At 40.0% G+C, this 14,996-nt stretch carries 8 protein-coding genes; all 8 read left to right on the plus strand.

Translation table 11 applies throughout. The features are described 5' to 3' along the window. The first annotated feature begins 3 nt into the window (after window positions 1-3). Window positions 4-1,329, plus strand: a complete 1,326-nt coding sequence (locus tag GGR21_RS01370; protein WP_183305344.1) for a sugar porter family MFS transporter — start codon at window positions 4-6, stop codon at window positions 1,327-1,329. Between the two features lie 752 nt (window positions 1,330-2,081). Continuing rightward, window positions 2,082-3,605, plus strand: coding sequence for a sulfatase-like hydrolase/transferase (locus GGR21_RS01375; protein ID WP_183305345.1), 1,524 nt, complete (start codon window positions 2,082-2,084; stop codon window positions 3,603-3,605). A gap of 100 nt (window positions 3,606-3,705) precedes the next feature. Further along, entirely contained in the window at window positions 3,706-4,698 is a 993-nt protein-coding gene (locus tag GGR21_RS01380) for a glycoside hydrolase family 43 protein (protein WP_183305346.1), read from the plus strand. An 18-nt stretch (window positions 4,699-4,716) separates the two neighbouring features. Further along, the gene (locus GGR21_RS01385; protein WP_246347958.1) at window positions 4,717-6,372 is read left to right on the plus strand and encodes an arylsulfatase; all 1,656 of its coding nucleotides are present in this window, start codon (window positions 4,717-4,719) and stop codon (window positions 6,370-6,372) included. A 22-nt stretch (window positions 6,373-6,394) separates the two neighbouring features. Further along, window positions 6,395-8,662, plus strand: coding sequence for a BACON domain-containing protein (locus GGR21_RS01390; protein WP_183305347.1), 2,268 nt, complete (start codon window positions 6,395-6,397; stop codon window positions 8,660-8,662). A gap of 27 nt (window positions 8,663-8,689) precedes the next feature. Next, a complete protein-coding gene (locus GGR21_RS01395) occupies window positions 8,690-11,854 on the plus strand; it encodes a SusC/RagA family TonB-linked outer membrane protein (protein ID WP_221232871.1) in 3,165 nt (1,054 codons plus the stop codon). A 19-nt stretch (window positions 11,855-11,873) separates the two neighbouring features. After that, window positions 11,874-13,574 (plus strand): RagB/SusD family nutrient uptake outer membrane protein, encoded by a 1,701-nt coding sequence (locus tag GGR21_RS01400; RefSeq protein WP_183305348.1) that lies wholly within the window; start codon window positions 11,874-11,876, stop codon window positions 13,572-13,574. Window positions 13,575-13,727: 153 nt separating this feature from the next. Then, window positions 13,728-14,996, plus strand: coding sequence for a hypothetical protein (locus GGR21_RS01405; RefSeq protein WP_183305349.1), 1,269 nt, complete (start codon window positions 13,728-13,730; stop codon window positions 14,994-14,996).

Consider the following 14,996-nt stretch of genomic DNA (forward strand, 5'->3'; position numbering starts at 1 on the left):
AACATGAAAAACAGCAAATATTTATATTGGATCACATTTGTAGCGATTAATGGAGGATTGATGTTTGGGCTTAACATGGCATCTATTTCAGGCGCTACGGAAATGTTGCAAAGCGATTTTTCATTAAGCAACAGCGGCCTCGGAATGGTTACAGGCTCAATGATGCTCGGTTGTCTGATTGGGGCATTATTCACGGGAAGTCTGGCTGAAAGATTCGGCCGGAAAAAGATAATGATATTCGCTGCTATTTCTTTCATCATTTCAGCGTTGGGTTGTGCATTATCCAATAGTCTGGCTATGCTGACCGCTTTCCGTATTCTTACAGGTATTACCGTAGGCTCAATATCTGTAGTCGGACCCATGTATATTTCGGAAGTTGCACCTGCAAAAAAGAGAGGAACACTGGTGTCGTTTAATCAATTAGCGATAACTATCGGAATCCTTTTAGCTTACTTTCTGGATTATCTGTTGGTTGATCTGGGAGACCAAAGCTGGAGGTATATGCTGGGAATTCCTGCTGTTTTCGCTGTACTATTCCTAATTTTCCTTATTATATCCTTTCCCGAAAGCCCGCGTTGGTTGTTGAAGCAGGGTAAAAAAGAGTTATCCCTGACTATCTTTGAAAAAATAGAAGGAGGTATTCCTGAAGAATTATCAGAATTAAAAATATCGAATAACAACACTACCTCTATTTCTATCAAAGACTTATTTAGAGGAAAAACAGGAAAGATCGTATTCATCGGTACACTGATCGCTGTATTTCAACAAATAACAGGGATAAATGCGGTTCTTATCTTTGCCCCTGATATTCTGAAATCGGCAGGCGTCGGAGGAGAAACTGCTTTGCAACAATCGATGCTCGTCGGGCTGGTTAATTTCTTAATGACCATTGTCGCTATTCGCTTGGTGGATAAGAAAGGACGCAAGACATTGTTGCTATCAGGGGCGATAGGAATGACCATCGCATTATCTTTCCTTACTTATCAGTTTACTCAACCGGACAGGAACTCCACTCTGGTACTGATCGCATTATTATTGTATATTGCTTTTTTCGCAGCATCTTTCGCTCCTGTAATGTGGGTTATTATATCGGAAATATACCCTGCTGATATAAAAGGACTGGCTATGTCTTTTTCTACAGCAGTGAGCTGGGTGTTTACGTTCATAACTGTTTACACAGCTCCTTTAATCCGCTCCAACTGGGGAGATTATGCTCTATTTGCGATTTATGCCTTATTTTCTGTATTGGCTTTTATTTTTGTAAAGAGATATATACCCGAAACAAAAGGCAAAACATTGGAACAAATACAAGAAGAACTGAAATTATAGTTCTACAGAGTGCCTTTTCTTCTGGAATATCTTTGCTATAATGAATTTAATCGGACTTTTCGCGACATTCTAAGTCGGTCTTATTTGATGTTTAGACAGGATTCTCCAGATTGTGGCAGTTTAACATTAAGTTAGATAATACTCGGTTGATTCTCTACCAACCAAATCTATTGAGTTTTGGAAACTGCCAAGTTTATGAAATGACCATATAACACCATCTGTTATAGTTATTTCAAAACCATTAATAATTTCATTAATTTTCAGAGGCGAGTATAGCGAGTATAGAACGTTCTCTATTTCCTCATTTTCTATGCTATAATAAAAGGTACCAATATTTCCATTAAAATTATGGAAATATTGGTCCGAAGCGGATCCCTTCTAAATATTATCTGCAGCTTGTAGATATAATAAATTAGTAGCCTCTGTTATCTCTATTTAAAAACGAAATCTCCAGAATCGTAAGAATTATTGGCTGATTGAACAATTATCCCACCGGCATTTAATACCCAACATCTTTAATCAAATTGAAAACTACAATATAGTCTGTTATGATATTCTAAACTGGCTCTGGCAATTTTCTTATCGTCTGTCGATAAGCTAAATGCTAAAATAGCCCTATAGCCATCTTTCATTCAATAAATATATGCTTCTGAAAACAATAGTACTGTAAGTTGCACATATTTTCTATTTCATCGGTGTCAAACAATCTATATTTGCGTACAGAAATACAATAAAGTACGTACATAATACCTATGAAAAACTCAATCTTATATTTATCTACATTGTCTTTAATAGGATGTGCTGCTCAACCCGAAGAGAAGCCCAATATTATCGTTATTCTCGCAGATGATTTAGGCTTTGGGGATGTCAGTGCCTATGGTTCTACAACAATACATACTCCAAATATAGACAGACTAGCACATGAAGGCGTTTGCTTTACTAATGGATATGCTACCTCGGCAACATCCACCCCAAGCCGTTATGCATTAATGACGGGAATGTATCCATGGAAAAATAAAGATGCTAAGATCCTTCCGGGTGACGCACCACTTATTATAGACGAAAATCAATATACACTTTCCAAAATGATGCAAAATTGCGGATATGCAACAGGAGCTATTGGTAAATGGCATTTAGGAATGGGTAGTGGCAATGTTAACTGGAACGAAACAGTAAAACCGGGTGCAAAAGAAATCGGATTTGATTATTCATGTCTTATTGCTGCGACTAACGACCGGGTACCTACAGTGTATGTGGAAAACGGGAATGTTGTTGGCTTAGACCCAAATGATCCTATAGAGATAAGTTATGAAAAGAATTTCGAAGGTGAACCTACTGCTATATCCAATCCCGAAATGCTGAAAATGAACTGGGCGCACGGACACAACAACTCCATAGTCAATGGTATACCGCGTATCGGTTATATGAAAGGGGGAAAAAAAGCCCGATGGAAAGACGAAGATATGGCCGATTATTTCATAGATAAGGTTAAAGGATATATAACAGAACATAAAAACTCCCCTTTCTTCTTATATTACGGCCTGCATCAACCTCATGTGCCACGGGCACCTCATGAACGCTTTGCCGGAAAAACAACAATGGGGTCCCGGGGGGACGCGATTATAGAAGCAGACTGGTGTGTAGGTGAATTATTGGCTCATTTAGAAAGAGAAGGACTTCTGGAAAATACGATCGTTATTTTCTCCAGTGATAACGGGCCTGTTCTTAACGATGGGTATAAAGACGGTGCAGCTGAACTGGTTGGTTCGCATTCTCCTGGTGGAGGTTTGCGTGGTGGAAAGTACAGCTTATTTGACGGAGGAACCCATGTGCCTTTGTTTGTGTATTGGAAAGGTAAAATTCAACCGATAAAATCTGATGCATTAATTAGCCAGATGGATCTTCTTGCTTCTTTGGGAGATATGCTGGGTGCATCTATCCCCGAAGGTTTGGATAGTCGTAATTATTTAAATGCATTTCTTGGAAAAGAACTAAAAGCCCGCGAAAATTTTGTTGTCGAAGCTCAGGGCAGGATGGCATATCGTAGTGGAGAGTGGATTATGATTCCTCCTTATAAAGGTTCGCAAAGAAATCTGACAGGAAACGAACTTGGTAATATCGACGAGTTTGGTCTATTCAATGTGAAATCGGATAGGGAACAACAAACGAATGTTGCCGTACAGCATCCGGATGTTCTTGAGAAACTGAAGCAGGAATTCTTTTCTCAGGTAGAAGGCTTTTATAGTACTAATGTAGAAGAAGAACCATTGAAATAAAATATTGAATGATAAGCCCGGGAGGCTTTCGTACAGGAAGCACAGTATTGTCTGCTATGTTTGTGTAATAAATAGTAAATAATTAAATAGTAATAAATATATGAAAGTATCTATACAATTATTAATGGCATTTATAATATTAATGTGTGGAAGTTGCCAGACAACAAAAGACAACAAGGTAGATACACAGCAGGATGAAATTGCGTTTGCCGACCCGACTATATTTGTCGAAAACAACAAATATTACCTGACAGGCACACGTAACAGAACCCCTCAGGGTTTTTCGATATTCGAATCAACAAATCTGGAAGATTGGAAGACTGCAAACGGAGATACTCTTCAGCTAATTTTACGGGAAGGAGATTCTGCGTATGGAGAAAGAGGTTTTTGGGCACCTCAGATATTTAAAGAGGGGAGCAAATACTATATGACATATACGGCAAGTGAACACACAGTATTGGCCTCGTCCAATTCAATATACGGTCCTTTCCGGCAGGACGAAGTTCGCCCTATTGACGAGAGTGCCAGAAATATCGATTCGTTTTTGTTTAAAGATTCAGATGGAAAATATTATCTCTACCACGTACGCTTCAATAAAGGGAATTATCTATGGGTAGCAGAGTTCGATTTACCCAATGGTCGTCTCAAATCCGAAACACTCAAAAAATGTTTTGACATAACAGACTCCTGGGAAGCGACAACCAATTACAACTCTTCCCCCGTAATGGAAGGGCCTACAGTTGTTAAAATGGATGATATTTATTATCTGTTTTATTCTGCAAATCATTTCAGAAACATAGATTATGCGGTTGGTTATGCAACATCTAAATCTCCTTACGGGCCATGGGAGAAATACGCAGGTAATCCTATTATTCATCGAAGTATTGTACACGAAAACGGCTCCGGACATGGCGATTTGTTCCATGGGCCGGATGGACGTTATTATTATGTATATCATGTACATAATTCCGACAGCATTGTGCAGCCCCGCAAAGCACGAATTGTACCAATGATTATGAAAAAGAACAGAGAGACCGGGATATATGACATATCTGTTGATCCATCAAATATTATTATACCTAGAATCAAATAATTACTATACCAGATTATTATGAGGAAAAACACTATCTTACCTTTAATGTGTGGAATAGGGGCAACAGCAGTTCCCTTATCAAACGCACATGCCCAACAAACGGCCGACAAACCTAATATCGTATTGATATTATTGGATGATGTTGGCTACTCGGATTTTGGCTGCTATGGTTCTGAAATTGAAACTCCTAATATTGATCAGTTGGCAGACAACGGGATCCGGTTACGCCATTTTTACAATCAGGCGCGTAGTGCTCCTACTCGTGCATCATTATTAACGGGATTATATCCCCATCAGGTTGGTAATGGCGCTTTAGGCAAGGTGCCGGGTTACAGTGCATATCAAGGACATCCCAACGAAGAAAATGCATTTATTCCTGAGGTCTTAAAATCTGCTGGATACTTTAGTGTAATGACCGGTAAATGGCATCTTGGCCAATATCAGGGAGTAACTCCGATAAAACGTGGTTTCGACCGATCGTTGAATGCTCCTTTCGGAGGCTTCTATTTTTCTACGGATGTAAATAGTCCCAAAAAGGCTAATGGAAATACTTTATTTCTGAATGATGAGAAAATCGCTTTCGATGATAAGCGTCTTCCCGAAAACTGGTATTCTACACATTTATGGACAAAATACGGGTTAGAGTTCATCGATGAAGCAATTGATAAAAAACAACCATTTTTCTGGTATCTGGCTCATAACGGAGCGCATTTCCCTTTACAAGCCCCCCAAAAAACGATCGATAAGTATAAAGGGAAATATATGAATGGCTGGGAAGATGTGCGCAACGCACGTTTCCAAAAACAGCTGGAAATGGGATTGTTTGAAAGTCCCGATCAACTGACACCCCGTAACCCTAAAGCCCCAGACTGGGCTTCTCTCACGCAGGTCGAAAAAGAGCGCTATGATTTACAAATGGCTATTTATGCAGCAGTTATAGAAGAAGTAGACCGGAGCATTGGAAATGTAGTTAAACACTTGAAAGAAAAAGGCGTATTAGAAAATACATTAATCATCTTACTTTCAGATAATGGCGGAAATGGAGAGCCGGGCATAGAAGGTCGCTTTGTTGGTAAAAAACCGGGTGCGGTGAATAGTACTGTATTCCTTGGTGCTGCATGGGCTGATGTTGCCAATACACCATTTTTTCTCTATAAACATCATGGACACGAAGGTGGATGTAATACACCATTTATTGTTTCTTATCCGAAAAAAATTGATAAAAGTTTGAACAATACTATTCAGAAAGATGATTACGGTCATGTTATCGACATCATGCCTACACTGGTAGAACTAACCGGAGCCACTTATCCTTCCTCACGCGATGGACATAAGGTTCCTCCAATGGAAGGCGTTTCATTATTGCCTTTATTAAAAGGGCAGCATGTTAATCAACTAAAACCGGTTATCGTCGAACATGAGGGTAATAAGATGCTCCGCGAAGGAGATTGGAAGATAGTGCAGGAATATAAAGAACCCGAATGGAGGTTATATAATCTGAAAAACGATCCGACCGAGATGAAGAATCTTGCAGAAAAAGAACCGGAAGTATTGAAGCACATGGTTGGTGATTACAATAAAATGGCAGACCACATTGGAGTCGAAAGTGAAATTGAGTTCAAGATTGGTAAATGGTATACTCCGGTGGAAGAATATCTCAATAATAGAAAATAGCATAATCCTTAATTTATAACATATGAAAAATAAGTATTCTAAACTAGTTGTTACAGTATTGACCGCTGTATGCTTCATGGGATGTCAGGAAGATGGTATTATATACCCTGAGGCGAATGCAGAAGTGGCAGCAACTTACCTGAACCTTGACGAACTGAGCCAATCGACAATACAGGTACAGGGTGTAGAGGGTAGCCATATATTGAAGGTTAAATCCGATGAAAAATGGACATTATCCAGTTCTCAGGCTTGGTGTAGCCCTTCTGATACAGAGGGTTTCAAATATTCTCAGATATCCCTGTCCTTTTCTGAGAATTCATGGAACGAGCCTCGTACCGCAATCCTGACTTTCGTCATCAATGAGACACAGGAAGAAAAGAAGGTAACAGTAGAGCAGGAAGCCAGTGAAACCACTTTTGCTACAGATGTACCGGAATTGCAATATAACATAGGAGGTGGTGAAAAGAGTATTGAATTGCAAACCAATGCAGTGGAATGGGAAGTAGAAATAATAGACGAAGCCACTAATGCTCCGGCAACATGGTGTTCTGTGACCCCTGCAACCGGAAAAGGAAAAACAACATTGAAAATTACTGCCGGGAGCAACGCAACAAATGTATTACGTAAGGCTAAGTTAGTTTTTACAGCAGCTGATAAGAGTCTGAGTGTTCCAATTATCCAGGTTGAAAAATTAGATGCTCCTGTCGTTAATCTGGAAGATAATGATGCATTCTTACTTTCATGGGATGAAATAACCGGTGTGGATGGCTATAAATTGAAATATATAACAAGTTTAGGCGAAAATACAATAGATATACCTTCGGGAACCATATCTTATGACCTGAATCTTATTGATTGGAATGGTTATGTAGGAATGATCTCTGTTCAGTTGTTCTCTTACGCAAATGTGGGAGGAGGAGCAATATCCCAGATGGGAAGTGAAGTTATAAATGTGCATAATTTATTTGACGATGCCAGTGGAAACGGAGGAGAATATTCTGAATATATTATTACAAAACCGCGTCATTTAAGGAATGTCAATAAGTACCTCGATAAACATTATAAACAGACAGCCGATATCGACTTGGCTAATGTCGATTTCTCTCCTATTTGTGCCGATCTGGTAGCTAATGTTTATACCGGTAATTTTACGGGAGTGTATGATGCTGCTAAAGGTAGTATCGTGGATGCGAACACAAAACGTTCTTCCGAACAATATAAGATAAAAAACTGGACATTGAGCAAAGGCTCTAATTCAAACTGTGGCTTATTTGCTAATATAGGAACAGAGGGCATTGTTCGGAATGTGAGTATCGAAAATGCAGTTATCACAGGAAAAGCGAAGGTTGGTGCTATTGCTGGAAGTTGTTTGGGTAAGGTTATATCTTGTCATACAATAGGTAGTAGTAACATCAGTACATCGGCAACTACCGATACCGAAATCCATCTTGGTGGAATTGTAGGATATCTTACCGAAAAAGGAGAAGTTTCTTATTGTTCTAATGCGGCAACAATAGACGGTTCAGCTGGTTGTGTAGGAGGAGTTGTGGGAATGGTGATGCGTGATGCAAATAATGCCCCTGCTATTTCATATTGTATAAACAGTGGTAATGTCGTTTGTAACAATAAGTCGCCGTTAGGAGGCGTCGTTGGTTCGATGGGAGGCACAGCTGGTACAGATCCGATCAAAGTAACCACTTGTATAAATATTGGAAATGTATCAGGAAGCCAGGCGAATAACCAGGTTGCCGGAATAGTAGGCCGTGCAGTTGTAGATACAGAAATATCCCAGTCCTACAATGCAGGATCTATTACTGCGGCAGGTTCGGCAGCTGGTATTATCGGACGCATGGGAGGAAACAGTGCAACAATCAGAGATTGCTATAATGCCGGTTCAATCAAGAGCACAGGTACAGTTACAAACGGGAATAGTAATGCTGCAGGCATTTTGGCTACATGTACAGTAGCTGCAGCGGGTACTATGACTATCGAAAATTGTCATAATACAGGAAATATGGAAACCGCAAACGGAGCCTCTCAATATAACGGATTGTTCCATCGTACCGATGGTAAGATTTCCCAGATAACAATGAAGAGCTGTTTTACCCTGAATGAGGGTTCCAAGTCTCAAAGTAATAGTAGCGATTCATATATATCAGGAGGTTCTTCAAATTATAAGAACCTGTCTGTGAGTGATATGAAAAACACTTCTTCATTTACAGGATGGGATTTTAGTACAATTTGGAAAATGGGAAGTGAGTATCCAACATTACAAGCATTATCAAAATAGAATTTAATAATCAATGAATATAATATTATGAAACAAAGGATTCGATTTAAGTTGATAGGTAGGTATTTAGCCCTGTTGGTATGCTTTTTGGGATGTGTATCAGCCGTATCAGCACAAACCCATAAAATTACCGGTATGGTAATTGATGAGGGAAATATTCCTATCATCGGAGCTACTGTTCAGGTGAGGGGTGCAAATAACGGAACTATTACAGATGCTGATGGAAATTTTACCCTGGAAGTAAGAAATCCGAAAGCCATATTGCAGGTGTCATATATCGGGTTTACCAGTATTGCCGTTCCGGTATTACTAAACGAAAAGATGGTAATTACAATGACAGAAAGCGCCCGTGACCTCAACGAAGTAGTCGTTATCGGTTATGGAACTGTTCGCAAGTCCGATCTCTCCGGAGCAGTGAGTGCACTCAGTATGAAAGATGAGGCGGAGGTTTTACCGATAACAAGTGTCGACCAGTTTTTGCAGGGACGTGTATCCGGTGTCAACATTTCGTCAAATAGTGGTGCGCCCGGAGCAGGGATGAATATTCAGATTCGCGGAACCTCTACACTTTCGGGCAACACCGACCCTCTTTATGTAGTTGACGGTTTCCCTATCGAAGCAGCTACTGCAAGCATAAACGGCAGCACCAACGAGTTGAGTCAGCAACCGGCAATGAATCCGTTAGCTGCTATCAATCCAAATGATATTGAATCTATTCAGATTTTGAAAGACGCCTCGGCTACGGCTATTTATGGTTCCCGTGCTACAAATGGTGTTATTCTGATCACAACGAAACAGGGAAAAGAAGGAAAAATCAATATAAGCTATAATGCACGTGTTGACTTTTCTACTATTGCCAAGAAATATAATCTGTTGAATGCTTATGAATACGGTCTTTATGAAAATGAACTGGATCGGACTTCAGCGGGATATGATATGCAGGGAAATGTTATTCCTGGCACGACAGTTCCCAGACATACTGACGATATGTTGGAAAGATATAAAACTTATTCAACCGATTGGCAGGATTTAATGTACCAGACAGCAGTAACTCACGATCACCAGTTAGTGCTCAATGGGGGAGGTAAAGCAACCCAATATAATATTACAGCCGGCTATACCAATCAGGAAGGAATTATTATGAATACCGGACTTGAACGTTACTCTTTTCGTATGAACCTTAAGTCCGAACTTGCTAAACGTTTGGTATTACAGGTAAATACAAGTTATTCACAGACAGAACAGAAACAAACATCGCATTCTCAGTCGGCTAGTATGAATCAGATGGTACGGCGTATCCTTACTACTAAACCGACGTTGATGCCCGGAGACGTTATTTATGAAGATGAGAATGTGGAATATGTTGCTGCAGATAATCCTTATGTTATGGCTACAGAGTTGAAGGACATACTGAAACAGAACTTCTTTATTTTGAATGCATCTTTGAATTATGGTTTTGGCAACGGACTTTCACTGAAAGCTGCCGGAAGTATTAATCGCACGGACGGCTCACGTTCAACCTATTATCCAATAGGTACCAATGCAGGAAACAGTGCCAATGGCTTGGCATTCCGTGGTGAGGATGATCGTCAGAATATTGTATTGGAAACTACAGCTAATTATGATCGTAAATTCAAGAAAAATCATCATATAAATGCTGTCTTGGGGTATACGCATGAAGACCGTCAGAGAAATACTTTAGGAATTCAGGTTGGGGACTTTGCCAGCAACGACTTGTTGTATTATGCTATCGGAGAAGGAACCAACACTATGGATAAATCCAGTTCAGTGATCCAGACAAAGCTTTCATCTTTCTTGGGGCGTGTAAACTATACATTGTATGATCGTTATATATTCACGGCAACCGGACGTTACGATGGATCTTCGCTGTTGGCAAGTGGCAATCAGTGGAGCTTCTTCCCTTCGTTTGCAGCGGCTTGGCGTATCAATCAGGAAAGCTTCCTGAAAGATATAAAACCAATCTCGAATATTAAACTTCGTTTAAGTTATGGTGTCACAGGTAATCAAAGTATTGCGTATGCAGCTCCACTTGCCATCATGAATCACGTTCGTTCATATTCCGGAGGTTCAGTAACTCATGGTATGGTTAACGGGAAACTGGCAAATCCTGATTTAGGCTGGGAAAATACGACTACTTATAACGGTGGGTTCGATTTTGGTTTTGTAGATAATAGATTCAGAATTACCGTAGACGCTTATAAGCGCGTAACTAAAGATATGTTGATGAATTTCGGCCTGCCTTTATCTTCCGGATATGGATCTATACCTTACAACATGGGGGAAATGACAAATAAAGGATTTGAATTAGAGGTGAGTGCCGATATATTAACAGGGCCTGTAAAATGGACACTAGGAGGAAATATCTACCTGAATAGGAATAAAGTGAACAATGTGGGAGGAAATGAATTATTGGGAGCTTCATATTTAGCAGGAGGCGGAGTATTCAGCCAAAGTATACATATAACCAAAGCTGGTTATCCGGTAGGTAGTTTCTATGGTTATATAGTAGATGGCGTTTACCAGAACGAAGAAGAGGCAAAATTAGCACCTTACGATACACCTCAGGCTACTCCGGGATCTTTACGCTTCAAGGATATTAGTGGCCCTGATGGCCTGCCTGATGGGAAAATTACTTCTGATGATATGACAATCATTGGAAGGGCAGAACCGAAATTCAATTATGGTATTTCTTCCGAATTAGCATGGAAGGGGCTGTCTTTATCTATGATTTTCACAGGTCGTGCAGGGGGCGATGTTGCCAATCTGAATCGTTACTTCCTCGATTCCTATACAGACAGTAGCGATAATATCCGTGCCGAAGCGTGGAATGGCAGATGGCAGGGAGAAGGTACCAGTAATTTCTATCCGGCAGTAAATGGTGCACAAGGTAGTTCCTATTTCAACAAACGCTTCTCTAACTTCCTGCTTGAAGACGGTTCATTCTTTCGCTTGAAAAATGTGACTCTTGCTTATCAGTTCAATGTGAAGAAATGGAAATGGATACGTAATATACGTGTGTTTGGAACCGCTACTAATGTATTTACAATCACCAATTATAGTGGCTATGATCCCGAAGTGAGTATAACATCAGGGGCAATGTCGCCTAATGTCGATTATGCTGCCTATCCTTCCAGCCGGACATATTCTTTTGGTGTAAATTTTGCTTTTTAACAATGAAATATTGAAAAATATGAAGAAATATATATTATCCTTACTGATAGCGACACTTACTTTTTCAAGCTGTCTGGACGTAGACATGGTAGACCGTATAGAAAAAGAAGACGGTTTCTTCAAAACCGAAGACCATGCTTTGATGGCTATTAACGGAGTATATTCCACATTATACCAATTTGCTTATCATAAAACAAACTGGCCTATTATACTCCCAACTTTCGAAGATGCGATGTTTTCTACCGGAACAGCTGTGCCGGCCACAGCTTCCAATAATACGCACAGTGCTGGTTCGGCTCCGGTTGTGAATTTTTGGGGGACATTGTATGATGGTATTAAAAACGCAAATGAAGTGATTGCGCGTGTTCCTTCGATCGAGTTTAAAAGCGAAAATGATAAGAGCCGCATTATTGCAGAAGCTTATTTTCTGAGAGCACTTTACCATTACGATTTAATGCGCTTGTTTGGTGGTGTTAATGGCATTCCTATTGTGACCGAACCGGTGACAGGAATCGAAAATGCATATATTCCACAATCTTCAGCCGAAAAGGTCTACGAGTCAATAATAAATGATTTCCAATATGCTGCTGGAATGAATGATGATGGAACGCCCCGTCTGCCTAAACGTTTAGATACCGGTTATACAGTAGGGCGTGTAACGAATGGAGCAGCTCATGCATTATTAGCAGAAATTTATCTCACTTTAGGCAGATGGAGGGATGCAGCCGATGAGGCTCAAATCGTTATTGATTCTAACCAATATGAGCTTGTTAGTGATTATCGGAGTTTATGGGATGTTGACCAGGAATCTTCGGCACAAAAAGAGCATGTGTTCTTTGTCCCGTTCTTCCGCGACAAAGAAGCATCGGCCGACGTGTCATTGGGTTCTAATATTGCTCATCTGTTCAATCCGAATGGTGTTGAGGTCGGAGGAAAGCTGCTTTCGGGAAATCCTTATGGAAAAGGAGCGGGAGTTCATAGAGTACAAAAATGGTTCATAAAATATTTTCAGGACGATCAGGGTAATCTGGGATATAGCGATCCGTTAGTTGATGCGTCAATTGATGAAGCGAAATTGGTATCGAAGGATTACCGGATTGAAACTACGTTTTGGCGCCGTTTCCAGCAGAAGAACAATACCACAGGCGTGTTGGGGAATATTGTAACTGCATATCCGGCCGCCGGAGGGAATACTCAGGAAAACTGGGGGTATATCCGTAAATTCATCGATCCGCAGGGTGTGAACAACCGTACCAACGAAAATGATATGCCACGCCTGCGTTTGTCGGATATGTATCTCATAAAGGCAGAAGCATTAAACGAACTCGGAGAATATACAGAAGCATGCAAAGCGATAGATATGGTACGCGAACGTGCTCGTAAGGCCGATGGTGTCGGGCGTGATTATCCTAAATATATAGGCATGGATAAATCGGATAACATTGGGCGTACATTGACAAAGCAGGAATTCCGCTGGTTAGTATTCATGGAACGTGGTCTGGAATTTGCCGGAGAGCAAAAACGTTGGTTCGATCTTATCCGTATGAAATATGATGAAAACACATTGATGTATGATTATATGAAAAATACTTTCATTCCGTCATTGCCTGCTGCGGATGTACAAAAACAAGGTGTTATGGCCGAGCGGAAGAAATATTTTCCGATCCCATTTGCAGAAGTTACCCGCAATAATGGTGTGCAGCAGAATCCCGGATATTGATTTTACACCTGTAAAATCAATACACTGATACTTGTTTAATTAGCTTTGAGTATTAGAGCCTGTTAAAATTTTTCACGAAAATATTCTTATAAAAGAAAGTTAGTAGTTCAAAAGATTTTAACAGGCTCTAGATAATTATAATTGCCTATGCCGATGAAGAAAATTTTGATAATGATTTCCGCTATTCTGTTCATCTTGCTTATAGGATGTTCGGAAGATGGCGAAGTGTCGATAAACGGGAATGAAGAAGAGAACAATGGGGATAATGAAACTATATTTTCTACTCAGTTAGGTGCCAATTTCAACGAGAATATAGATGAGATTGCCGATGTGACAGACTTAATGTACGACTCGCATGTAGAGTGGGTACGGTCGTTCGTACAAATAGCCCAGAATTTCCTTAAGAAGAACAACGGTGTCATAACAGGTGTAAAAGACGAAGCATTCGATACCTATACCGAGACGCAGGATTTCATAAAGATAAAGACCGAGTCAAACAATAAGGTTAAGCTCATTATGAGCCTTAAGATACCGTTTGGTAACTTTACACATAGTGTTCCCGGTAAAGACAGTAAGGAAATGGGTTATGTAATAGAGGCTTGTCGTAAATTTCTCTTGTTGCATAACTTGGGTGGCAATATAGATATCCTTGTCATGGGTAATGAACCTATGTGGGAAAATGGAGGCAATGAGGAAAATTACAAAGATTACCTGGATATAATGGCCTCTAAACTTACTGAATGGAAAGAAACTTATGGTTGGAACTTCAAGATATTTGCCGGAGCTTTGAATCGTATTTCATTGAACGCCTCGACTAATCCGCTTATCCCAATAGTTATAAACGAAGTCAATCAAAATCCGCTGATAGACGGTTTAGACCTTCATATTCACGCTCTGGATATAGGGGAGGTCGGTAATTCCCTAAAAATGATCAGGGAGGATTTCGAAATGAAGAAAGATATAATTATCACCGAATTCTCGATGGTATGGTTGTATAATCAGCATGTGAACGACGATCTGGGGCAATGGGGTAAGAATAATGGCTACACATCGGATATGAAGATGTATGAATGGCTCAATAATGCAATCGATAAGGCGCAAGACGGGACTCCTGTCAGCCAGGAAGAGTTTTCCTCCTTTTTCGATAGTACAGAATGGTATCCCAAAAATTGGTTTAAATCATTTTATGATGAGTTTGTCAAATATGAGGTTTTATGCGCAACAGGACGTTTTTCATGTGCGCTTAAGGAAGGTGATAATAATGAGCGATATACTTCATCTTCAACCATGTGGGATTTGAATGCTATTTTTAGTTCGAAACTGCTGGGTGTGAGTCCTTCTACCAAACTTATGAATCCAAGTCCGTTGGCATACCCGGACTATAAAGAGATAATTGAAAACAAATTCGGAAATATAAATTAA

The sequence above is a fragment of the Dysgonomonas hofstadii genome, from assembly GCF_014196915.1.
In the GTDB taxonomy this organism is placed as follows: Bacteria; Bacteroidota; Bacteroidia; order Bacteroidales; family Dysgonomonadaceae; genus Dysgonomonas; species Dysgonomonas hofstadii.

Bases quoted from the DNA above. Each gene is read 5' to 3' on its own strand.
- GGR21_RS01370 (WP_183305344.1), top strand. From the start codon at position 4: ATGAAAAACAGCAAATATTTATATTGGATCACATTTGTAGCGATTAAT.
- GGR21_RS01375 (WP_183305345.1), top strand. From the start codon at position 2,082: ATGAAAAACTCAATCTTATATTTATCTACATTGTCTTTAATAGGATGT.
- GGR21_RS01380 (WP_183305346.1), top strand. From the start codon at position 3,706: ATGAAAGTATCTATACAATTATTAATGGCATTTATAATATTAATGTGT.
- GGR21_RS01385 (WP_246347958.1), top strand. From the start codon at position 4,717: ATGAGGAAAAACACTATCTTACCTTTAATGTGTGGAATAGGGGCAACA.
- GGR21_RS01390 (WP_183305347.1), top strand. From the start codon at position 6,395: ATGAAAAATAAGTATTCTAAACTAGTTGTTACAGTATTGACCGCTGTA.
- GGR21_RS01395 (WP_221232871.1), top strand. From the start codon at position 8,690: ATGAAACAAAGGATTCGATTTAAGTTGATAGGTAGGTATTTAGCCCTG.
- GGR21_RS01400 (WP_183305348.1), top strand. From the start codon at position 11,874: ATGAAGAAATATATATTATCCTTACTGATAGCGACACTTACTTTTTCA.
- GGR21_RS01405 (WP_183305349.1), top strand. From the start codon at position 13,728: ATGAAGAAAATTTTGATAATGATTTCCGCTATTCTGTTCATCTTGCTT.